This window comes from Microcystis sp. M49636_WE2 (genome assembly GCF_030065375.1).
Classification (GTDB): domain Bacteria; phylum Cyanobacteriota; class Cyanobacteriia; order Cyanobacteriales; family Microcystaceae; genus Microcystis; species Microcystis aeruginosa_C.
The window spans coordinates 1-10,310 of record NZ_JASJFG010000375.1 but is presented as its reverse complement, the minus strand read 5'-3'; the positions used below and the strand labels follow the sequence as shown (position 1 = coordinate 10,310).

Below are 10,310 nucleotides of genomic sequence, written 5' to 3'. Positions count from 1 at the left end.
TCTTTTACTGCGAATTCTGCACGGATTCACGGGAATTGCCCTCATTGCCGCCATGGTTACGGCCTATTGGACCTATGATACTTTTGACGGTCGTTGGTTAAAACTGCCTTTACCAGAATATCGAGAAATTGAAAGTATTCATGGCACTTTTGGCCTCTATACTCTGATTATCTTTCCCGTTTTTGCTATCTATGCTTTTCGTCGGGGTAACAAAAGATTAATTCAAAGTGATTCTCTTAACAAATTAACCCAATTTGGTAAGCCGATTTGGTGGTACAGTCTCCATCGTTTAGTCAATACTTTGACTCTTTTTGCCCTAACTTTTGCCTTGTATAGTGGACGGATGATGGATTCCGAATGGCTACCGGAAGGGGAATTAAATCACTTTTGGTATTATGCCCATTTGCTCAGTTGGTTAATTATGGCAGTAAGTCTGATCCTGCACCTGCTCATGACTGCTAAAGTGGGAGGGATTCCCCTGTTATTATCTATTCTTAAATGGCGTTTTCGTGAACAAGATAATCCGAAATTATGGTTATCTCAATTACGTCAATGGCGGTTAAATTTGCGTCTAGCCAATACTTTGCAGTGGCTACAATCTCTTAACTTATATAAAGTCTTAGAAATTGTTGTTTTATTGGCTATTATAGCAGCTTGGATTGTTCCCAAGTTTGACTAAGCTGTACTGTATTTAAACTGCGTATTGGGAATTTTAGTACAAATGCTCAAATTCCCTTCTAGTCTCCTCTCCTATACCTTTTAAACAGGATTTAGTATGATTTATTGACCCCGACGAGCGAGAATAATCATCGTCTTCGCTAAGGGAGCAATACGACCAATACGATAGACTTTTTCTACCGATAAATTAGCTTCTGTTAATATAGCGGTTTTCACAGAAGTGAGTCCCGACTGAAACGCTGAAACGCCTATCTATCAAGGTATTTACTATACCTTATTAGACGAAAACCGCTATATTTGACCAGAAAATATAGCAGTTTTCATCAGAATGAGGCATGGGCAAGGAGCTTAAACCCCTTGTTGGCAAAACCTGTCGATACCTCAGTAACGTGAAAAGCGCTATAAAAAGGTAGAACAATCTGGATCATTTGTTCTCAAACAAAGCAAATTAAGTAGGTAGGCGTTAAAAGTTGTCAGATGCCCCCCTTAATAAGGGGGGATTAAAGGGGGGACTAAGGGGGGATCGGCACCCCCCTTATCAAAGGGGGGATCAAGGGGGGATTAAAGGCAAAATCCATTTTTAATTTAATTATAACCAGCTACTTATCTTTAAATTTCAAGAACTCGCCCGTAATTCCTCTAAACGTGCTAAAACTTCGGCACTGTGAATGGCAGGATTTACCCCCTAAATAGGGTCTGCTGAAAAAGTTATTGAAAAGTACAGGTCTCTTAATCAATGATTTCACTTAGCTACAACTATAATCTTCCGTTGTTGATTAATCCATAAATTATAACTTATCATAATCATTGACCGAGAAAAAGTGCTGTTTTCCCATTTCATACTAAATCCTGTTTAATAAGGTATAGGGAAGCAGCGGAGCAGGGAGCAGGGAGAAACAATTCATAACTTGGGAGTTAATCACACTATTAAAAACGGATTTGGTATCAGACATAAAAAAGCCCAAAAAACCTGCCTCAACAGGTTAGAAAGATTCATGACTAAAAAAGTAATAGCAATCGCTGAAAAGGAAGTATGAGGAAGTTTAGCCATCACTTTACCTAAACTATAGTCATTTCAATTAAGATTGAGAATATCAATCCCAGAGTTCATAAGGCTTTTGTCGGTTTAGACTGTATCAGACTTATCTGAAATGACTATAAATCTTCTTTTCCCTTTACCCCGATAGTCCGATAGGGAAATATTCCCTTCTCCCGTGTTAGTCGGTAGGGTAAAATCGGGTGCAGGTTAATTTAAAGCGGGTTGGAGGCCACCTAAAGCGTTAGTATCGGGAATAAGGGCAAAAAATGCCAGAATTACTGTACTTAAAAAACTCAACAGTTGACGACGAGACATAATCAGTTAAGCTAAGACGTATTTAAACTGCTTATTCTTGGATTAGGCGAATCTCCTCCAATCCCTTTACTGTTGCCTCTTGCCTCGTCTCAACAAGCAATTTAAGTTATGAACAGCTTACCGCCTTATTGTAACAAAAATTTCACTACTTCACAACCGGGTCAAACGCCACCTTTTCTGTGGTTGAGGCTCCACTGACTTTTATACGCCACTAAGCACGACCCTTTACAGATATAGCCAAGGCATAGTTTGACGAGTCAAGACACGAATTGCGTATTTCAACTGTTCGGAACGACTATTATAGTCTTTTCCCCCAAAATGTCCCGCAATACCAGAAAATTTCGGTTCAACGGGAAACCTTTTACAAACATTAGCCGATTGTGATGCTAAATTAATAGCTTGATAATATTGATGTTCACTATAAAAACAACCCTGCTGATGATTTTTGTGCATCGGCTGCAGGTAGCTTTCATAAAAGCATTTGCTAAAGACAAGAAAACGAGTATCTGCATAGGAAGGATTATTTTGTTTGTTCTGTAATTGTTGCCAAATCGGCCATTTAAAATCACATAAACACTCAAAGGGACTTTTAACCCTCTCTAAAATATCCGTCATATTGAAAAGATAAATTCTACCAGTTATCTTGGCAATATAAGAAGACTCTTTGACCAGTGCTGATTTTAAAATTCCCTGCTCTATTAATAGGGTTTCGCCGTAACCTTTGCCAAAATTACGAGGAAAATCATTGGCATCTAGTGAAATAAATTCAATTTGTTTGTTATGGGGATTTTCTTGAGTCGTTTCTTGCAATCGCTCAAGAGGCCAACCAGAATTTTCCACAAATAGTATTTTTTTGATACGAGGATGAAAATTAATATAATACTTCAGGGAATTATAGTAATCTTCCTGTCTTTGCTCAGGAACAGTTGGATAGGCTTTCGGCATACCTTTAATATTAATTGTTGCTGTTAAAAGTAAAACTAATTCCTGCTCTAAATTTAACCAACCAGCTTGAAAACTTGTTCGTGATGCATTCATAAGCTATTGTCTGTATTTATTGTGGGCTCTTCTCGACTTTGTGTGATAATTTTTGCTTATGGAACGCAAAATGCTTACGGGACAAGACTTTTAAGACTATTTTGACGTTCGGCGAAGCTCCGTCGAGCCGCGGAAGAAACTATCAGTATAGATCTCGTTTCCGCACAGAAACCAGAAGAGCCTATTGTGTGATTATGGCAGTTTTCATCAGAATGAGGCATGGGCAAGAGGTTTAAACCCTTTGTTGGCAAAACTTGTCGATCACTCATTAACGTGAAAAGCGCTATAGTTCTGAGATGGTTTTGACAGACCAGAATTTAATATGTCCGTGATCCCAAAGAGCGGTGATCAAAAATACGCTTTTCAGGAGGAGCAAGATCGGCAAAAATCTGACTCAGAGAGGGTAGCAAATAAGCGTGGGCAGTCCCACAGCAAGAATTTTGATAATGATAATAATCTGACATATTTTAAGATAGTTAATATGTAAGTATTTCCCGTGGCAGCACCACTACTGTCGAAAGGTAATACAAAAAGTAACTTTTGTCAAGGGTTTAGTGAAATTTATTCTTACAGCCCATTGATACGAACTGTTATACTATTTTATCAATATATTGCATATACTATTATCCATGGACATCTTGCAAAAATCAAAAACCTTCCCTTAGACGAGAAGTCGCCGAGCCATTATTCTCCTAGTTAGAAGTCGTAAACTTAACAGTAATACCCGAATTCTGTTATCAGAAAACTTTAACAACTACCAGAGCGGATCCGAGTATAAATGAACGGTTAAAGAATCTTGATCGCCGGGGATACCAGTAATACAACTACAAATTTGAGTGCCATCATCTAATTCTACTTCACAGGCGTGACAGGAACCCATTAAACAGCCGGTAGGAATGTCAATTCCTGCTTTTTTGGCCACGTCTAATAATAGTTCTCCGGTTTCCGCTTCTATGATAATATCATCGGGTAAAAAACGCACTGCAATAGTCATAATTTCTCCTTACAAATGAGCAAAAATAGGGTTAAGATTTAAATGTTCTTCCAATAAATTAGCCATATTATCTAGGGTTATTTCTCTTTGTTCACTATAGTTAGCAATTCCCGTCGGCAAAGATAATAAACCGCGACGCTGACGTAGATGATTTAGCCAAGTTCTTCGCCAAGAACCATTATCAAAGATACCATGTAAATAACAGCCCCAAATTGAGAGAGAATCATTGACAATTCCCAGACTAGCATCTTCCTCGAACATTTTTTGATAACCTGATTCACTTTCCCATTGGCTTATTCCCTGGTGAATTTCGTATCCTGTTACTGGTAAACCCCCTTGGGGAAAATTAGATAAAACTTGTCGTTGACGGGTAATTTTTTCGGCAGTAATTACCGTTTTTAAGGGCAGTAAATTTAAGCCAGCTGCCTCACTTTCGGGACCTTCTCGATGGTCAGGATCCAGGATTAATCGCCCTAACATTTGCAAACCACCACAGATGCCAAAGATAATACCTCCCCTTTGGTGATAGGCTTGTAATTGATTAGCCATACCACTTTGATTAAGAGCAATTAAATCAGCAACAGTGGTTTTAGAACCGGGGATAATTACCCCATCGGGATCACCTAAAGATTCCTGTAATTCTAGATAACGGACATTAACTGTTGCTTCGCCACAGAGAGGGTCAAAATCCGTAAAATTAGCGATATGAGGCAGACGAATGACACTGATATTTAGTTCAGCTTTGGGTTTTTGGGCGGGTCGATCGAGTAAACTAAGAGAATCCTCGGCACTTAAAAAGATATCACTATAGGGAAGAACTCCCAACACGGGAATTTTTGTATAATCTTCTAGCCAAGTAATCCCCGAATCTAAGAGGGATTTTTGTCCGCGAAATTTATTGATCACAATACCTTTAATTAAAGCTCTTTCCTCCGGTTCTAACAATTCTAACGTACCGACGACGTGAGCAAAAGCCCCCCCGCGATCAATATCCACCACTAAAATAGTAGCGGCATCGAGATATTTAGCCACCCGCATATTAGTTAAATCGCGATGTTTGAGATTTATTTCCGCCGGACTTCCCGCACCTTCACAGACAACTAGATCAAATTCTGTTGATAATTTAGCTAAAGATTCTTTAATTGCTTGCCAACCTTGCTCAAAATAATTCTGATAATAATCCGCTGCCGTGGTGACACCCACAGCCTTGCCTTTAATAATCACCTGAGAGGTCATATTTCCCTGGGGTTTTAATAAAATTGGGTTCATTTCTACCCGGGGAATTGTCCCCGCGGCCCATGCTTGCACCGCCTGAGCGTGACCCATTTCTCCCCCTCCGGCGGTAACATAGGCATTAAGGGCCATATTCTGACCTTTAAAGGGTGTTACTTGCCAACCTTTCCGGTTGAATAAACGACATAAAGCCGCAGTTAAAAAAGATTTACCCGCGTGGGAAGTCGTCCCCACTACCATAATTGCTTTCATCTAGTTTTTTTATTGAGTATTTTCAGTGAACAGTAATCGGTAAACAGTAATCAGTTGATACTAAATCCGTTGAGTATATGCTACTTATAAGGACAGGCACTCATGCAAGAGGCTAATAACTGAAAACTCACATCTGATAACTGATAACTGATAACTGATAACTGACTCCCAACAGCATTAAAAAGAAAACCAGCGTTGCAGAGTATTGAAAAATCTTTGCCAGAGAGTGGGTTTAGGGAAAAGGTCCCCTTGGGGTTGCCATTTTTCTATTAATTTTCTCCCTAAAGGAGTGAGACGAAAACTATCGGTTATCCCCTGTCCATCTACTTCGCGCCGCAAAATTCCCACCTTAATCAACCAGAGAAGATAGCTTTCCGCTGCTGCTTCCGTCAGCAGTCTGGAAGTATAACCTTTCTCTAAACCCCCAGCACCAGGAATGCTTAAAAGTGATACACTTCGCTCCAGCATAGCCACAAATAAGGTGACACGGAAAGGAGAACAACAGAGGGCGCGTTCGGCCCGGTTGATGGTAGCATCAGGATAATTGATGGCGGTAACGGTGGGAGTCGATAGGCTCATAGATTCCGGTCATTTAGCTATGGATAAACTCATTGTTACACTAATTCTGTCTCAACCCCTGTCAACCCCAATCATCGATAGAATAGGGATGAAGTGTTAAGTAGCTTGAGTGTTTATGCAGTCTCCCGAACCGTTCGATACTAAATATACCCCAGAGGAAGTGGAAGTGGAAATCGAAACCGACGATTTTCCCCCCCTTGATACCCCGGTTAGTTTTGCTGCCACTCTCGAAAAAGTGAAAACTTGGTACGGCAGCCTGTCCACACCGGCACAGGTAGTCGTAGCAGTGGCGGGGGTTTTTGTGGCTCTTTCGATTTTAACGGCGATTTTACGGCTAGTTAGCGCAGTTTTGAGCGCTTTAATCCTTGCCGCTATCGTTTATCTCATCTATCGTTACATCCTCAAACCGAAAGTTTAGTCGGCTATGCACATTTTCTGTTCAATGTCAAGAGTTTAGTTGATAAAAAAAATTTATGGAAGAAGCGGACACTAGAGATATCTTGGGGGAAAATGTGACTAAGTTGGGATTGGCCCAGATCCAGCGTCATCTATTTCTCTGCTGCGATCAGACTAAGCCAAAATGCTGTGACAAGCAAGAAGGGTTAGAAGTGTGGGATTATTTAAAGAAGCGGTTAAGTGAATTAGAACTCGATCGCCCTAGCGCCGACCGTCCGGGTTGTGTTTTTCGCACTAAAGCCAACTGTTTGCGGGTTTGTAGCCAGGGACCGATTTTATTAGTGTACCCGGAAGGAGTCTGGTATGGAAGGGTAAACAAGGAAGCGATCGAAAGAATTATCCAAGAACACCTAATCGGTAATCAAATCGTCACCGAATATGCTTTCCTTCGCCACGATTTACCGGCAATTTCTCGGAACTGTCCAGAAGAAGAACCCGAAACAATAGAGGAAAACAGCGTTAAAACTAGCTGAAACACAATTAATTAGGGTTTGCGGCAAAAAGTTTTTCGTGGGGGCAGGGTGTGGGGTGTGGGGTGTAGGGTTTTACCGATTTTGAGGGAGTCAATTACCTAATTTTTAGGGAAAAAGTCCCAGAATTTTCCCCCCAATCACTCCAATGGTCGGCAGTTTTTGAGAGAAAAAAAGTCTAAAAACCTTGTTGGATAAGGTTTTTAGATTTATTCAGGAAACCCTAACTACCTGTTGCATGAGTGCCTATCGATCCTTTGTCCGTCTCCATTCCCCCAACCCTGCAGCTCGGAAAATACCCATGAAAGAGACCAACAAAGACAATAAACAACTTTTATTAATCGACGATGACCCAAATTTAATACTTTTGGTGAAGGATTATCTAGAGTTTCGTGGTTATAGGGTGATAACCGCAGAAAACGGTCGGGAAGCCCTAGAAATCCTCGAACGCGGGGCAAATGCGGCCAAAGCAGCGGAAATGCCCGATATAATTATCTGTGATCTGATCATGCCGGAAATGGATGGTTATGCCTTCCTCGAAACAATTCGTCAGGACAGTCGTTTTAGTGGTCTTCCCGTGATTTTTCTCTCCCCTGAGGGGCAAAGTCAGGACAAGGTGACAGGTTTAACCGCCGAGGCCGATTTTTATATGGTTAAACCCTTTGAACCGGAAGAATTAGTGGCCCGGGTGGAGTCTTCCCTCACACAAGCGGGCCGGTTGCCGAAACGCAGCACCCGCATCCATTCCGATGATGTCACCTCTCTTCAGGTTCCGGGTAATGTGGAATTAACCCCAACGGAGTTAAAAGTAGTACAATTGGTCGCCCAGGGACTGGCTAATCGGGAAATCGCCGCAAAACTCAATGTTAGTCAACGGACAATCGAAAGCCATGTGTCGAATATGCTCCATAAAACCGGTCTTCATAATCGCACGGAATTGAGCCAGTGGGCGATCGAAAGTAATATCATTTTTCTTTATTCCTAGCAGGCATCCTAGACTAAGGGACTTGCGTGGTAATAATATCCCAATCGATCGGAGGGCGCAAGCTTTGCGCCCCTACAGTAACGGATTTTGTCCACAATGTAGGGGCGAACTGCGTTCGCCCAAAAGGTACATTATCAAAGCGCAAGTCCCTAAATCCTGTTCAAGAAGAGTGGGCAGTGGGGAGAAGAGGGCTAAGGGTAATTAACCAACCTACCATCTAAAGATTACATTCTTTTTCTGAAACCAACACCCGCTAAACCAAAGGCTAACAGAGCAAGCAAGGAAGAAGGTTCAGGAACAGATTGAAGCTGAGGAGGTTGATCAGGAGTTCTATCAAATTGAACCTCAGAGAAGCCAGTACCATTAACAGAATCCCAGTTACTAGCAACAACAAACCGGACAAAAGAGGCTGTAACCGGAGAAGAAAAGCTGAACGTCTCTGGATTTACAGCAGCAGCATTAGTTGCGGCGATAGCAAACTGAGTAGGAGCACCCGCTATAGTCGTGAAAGTTGTCCCATTGGTGGAGGATTGAACAGTCACGCCCTTAATTCCGGCAGTCCTCTGTGCGTTAAAGTTCCAGAAGCTAAAACCAGCCAGACTATAGCTGCCATTGAGATTGAAAGTGATATTACCAGTGAACGCAGTTCCCAACCAAGCATTAGTCAAAGTTGCCGCAGCATGAGATCCTGTCAGACTTGGTGTATTACTGGGCAACCCGGCACCATTGACGGTATTGGCTATGTTAGCAGAGGCAAAACTACCCATATCTGTCGAGGCAGTGATGTTAGGAATCAGAGCGGCTTGGGCGTTTTGTGCCACACCCAACATTAACCCTAAACTGGCAGTGGATAAAACAATCGGTGCGATGGCGACTTTCATTGGGAAATTTCCTTCAATAATTAACGGAAATGAGTTTATTTTTTTTTGCCCATTTCTGCTAATTTTGATACAGTTTTTTCCCATTTTTTATGGTAAAGAAGTCAGGTTTATTATCAGAAAAAAAGGTTAGAACAGGCGAGAAACCTGTTCTAACCTCTGACTGACTTAAGCCGGTCTTCCCTCGACCACCTTATCGATTAAACCGTAGGCGACAGCTTCCTCGGCGGAGAGGAAATAATCGCGGTCTGTGTCTTTTTCGATACGTTCGATGGTTTGTCCAGTGCGATTAGCCATAATTTCGTTTAATTGCTGGCGAATACGCAGGATTTCCTTAGCTTCAATGTCGATATCCGTCGCTTGCCGGCGCCCGGTTCCGCCCATGGGTTGGTGAATCATAATCCGCGCATGGGGAAGGGCGAGACGCTTACCCGGACTACCAGAAGCCAGTAAAAATGCCCCCATAGAGGCCGCTAATCCCACACAGATAGTCACCACTTCCGCTTTGATGTACTGCATGGTGTCGTAGATGGCCATCCCGGCGGTAACGGAACCCCCCGGCGAGTTGATATAGAGATAGATGGGTTTAGTGGGATCTTCCGAGTCGAGATAAAGCATTTGGGCCACAAGGGCATTGGCTAACCCGTCGGTGACTTCCTGCCCCAAAAAAAGAATGCGTTCCACCGAAAGACGGCTGTAAATGCTAATCCACTGTTCGTATTGGCTACCAGGCAGACGGTAGGGAACTTTTGGCACACCGATAGGCATAATTGGTAACAACTCCTGCTAATTTGTAATAAATCTTAACTAACTTGGGCGAGGGGTTTCGGCAGCTCCTTGCGACTTTCGAGAACGAGATCGATTAATCCGTAGTCTTTCGCCTGTTGTGGGGTGAGATAGAAGGTGCGATCCATATCTTTCGCCAGTTTTTCGGTGGTTTGACCCGTATTTTTCGAGAAAATTTCCAACATCGTCTGTTTGTTGGCGATTACTTCTTTGGCGCGAATCTGGATATCGGTGGCTTGTCCTTGCGCCCCAGTGCGGTTTTGGTTGAGAACGATGGTAGCGTGGGGTAAGGAGGCGCGAAAACCCTTGGTTCCTGCGGAAAGAATCATCGCGGCAGTTCCCATGGCCTGTCCGATACAGATAGTATGAACGGGAGGTTTAATGTAGTTGAGGGTGTCACAGATGGCGAAAGCTTCCGTTTCGTAGCCGATCGCGTCGCCAGTGTACCAGGATGTGCCGGTAGAGTTGATATAGAAGAAAATCGGTTTTTCGGGATCGTCAAATTGCAGGTAGAGCAGTTGGGCGATAATTAATTCCGTCACGTCCACCCCGACATTGCGCTTGACATCATCGGAGGAAAATAAGGGCAACCCCAGATAGACAATTC

Annotated in this window: 11 protein-coding genes and 2 pseudogenes; 4 read left to right on the top strand and 9 right to left on the bottom strand. The window is 42.6% G+C overall.

Going from position 1 to position 10,310, the window contains the following annotated elements; translation table 11 throughout:
• On the top strand, positions 1-679 hold a 679-nt coding region (locus tag PX484_RS09070), incomplete at its 5' end, for a cytochrome b/b6 domain-containing protein (protein WP_288103531.1).
• Positions 680-1,420: 741 nt separating this feature from the next.
• Here the strand turns inward: PX484_RS09070 and PX484_RS25985 are convergent.
• The 6 genes and pseudogenes from PX484_RS25985 to PX484_RS09045 form a co-directional block, all read right to left on the bottom strand.
• Positions 1,421-1,747: pseudogene (locus tag PX484_RS25985) on the bottom strand (hypothetical protein); the annotation flags it as partial.
• 105 nt (positions 1,748-1,852) lie between these two features.
• Positions 1,853-2,032 (bottom strand): annotated as a pseudogene (locus PX484_RS09065) (peroxiredoxin); the annotation flags it as partial.
• 225 nt (positions 2,033-2,257) lie between these two features.
• A complete protein-coding gene (locus PX484_RS09060; protein WP_002801950.1) occupies positions 2,258-3,070 on the bottom strand; it encodes a hypothetical protein in 813 nt (270 codons plus the stop codon).
• Positions 3,071-3,824: 754 nt separating this feature from the next.
• Positions 3,825-4,064 carry a 2Fe-2S iron-sulfur cluster-binding protein gene (locus tag PX484_RS09055; protein ID WP_002801947.1) on the bottom strand — a complete coding sequence of 80 codons (240 nt, stop codon included), beginning with the start codon at positions 4,062-4,064 and terminating at the stop codon, positions 3,825-3,827.
• A gap of 9 nt (positions 4,065-4,073) precedes the next feature.
• Positions 4,074-5,549 (bottom strand): cobyric acid synthase CobQ, encoded by a 1,476-nt coding sequence (gene cobQ, locus PX484_RS09050; protein WP_287768117.1) that lies wholly within the window; start codon positions 5,547-5,549, stop codon positions 4,074-4,076.
• Positions 5,550-5,726: 177 nt separating this feature from the next.
• Positions 5,727-6,128 carry an Npun_F0494 family protein gene (locus PX484_RS09045; RefSeq protein ID WP_287768115.1) on the bottom strand — a complete coding sequence of 134 codons (402 nt, stop codon included), beginning with the start codon at positions 6,126-6,128 and terminating at the stop codon, positions 5,727-5,729.
• 115 nt (positions 6,129-6,243) lie between these two features.
• Here PX484_RS09045 and PX484_RS09040 point away from each other — a divergent pair, with 115 nt between their 5' ends.
• From PX484_RS09040 to PX484_RS09030, 3 genes are all read left to right on the top strand, one after another.
• Positions 6,244-6,546 carry a hypothetical protein gene (locus tag PX484_RS09040; RefSeq protein WP_002801943.1) on the top strand — a complete coding sequence of 101 codons (303 nt, stop codon included), beginning with the start codon at positions 6,244-6,246 and terminating at the stop codon, positions 6,544-6,546.
• A gap of 55 nt (positions 6,547-6,601) precedes the next feature.
• Positions 6,602-7,057, top strand: a complete 456-nt coding sequence (locus PX484_RS09035; protein ID WP_287768113.1) for a (2Fe-2S) ferredoxin domain-containing protein — start codon at positions 6,602-6,604, stop codon at positions 7,055-7,057.
• 298 nt (positions 7,058-7,355) lie between these two features.
• On the top strand, positions 7,356-8,039 hold the full coding sequence (locus tag PX484_RS09030) for a response regulator transcription factor (RefSeq protein WP_288103528.1): 684 nt from the start codon (positions 7,356-7,358) through the stop codon (positions 8,037-8,039).
• A 224-nt stretch (positions 8,040-8,263) separates the two neighbouring features.
• On the opposite strand, the gene PX484_RS09025 is transcribed toward PX484_RS09030, so the two are convergent.
• The 3 genes from PX484_RS09025 to PX484_RS09015 all read right to left on the bottom strand — a co-directional run.
• Complete coding sequence (locus PX484_RS09025) at positions 8,264-8,920, bottom strand: discoidin domain-containing protein (RefSeq protein ID WP_287768122.1); 657 nt, start codon at positions 8,918-8,920, stop codon at positions 8,264-8,266.
• A gap of 165 nt (positions 8,921-9,085) precedes the next feature.
• The gene (locus PX484_RS09020; protein WP_002734165.1) at positions 9,086-9,685 is read right to left on the bottom strand and encodes an ATP-dependent Clp protease proteolytic subunit; all 600 of its coding nucleotides are present in this window, start codon (positions 9,683-9,685) and stop codon (positions 9,086-9,088) included.
• A gap of 35 nt (positions 9,686-9,720) precedes the next feature.
• Positions 9,721-10,310 (bottom strand): ATP-dependent Clp protease proteolytic subunit (locus tag PX484_RS09015; RefSeq protein WP_288103525.1); only part of this gene is annotated, 590 nt, incomplete at its 5' end.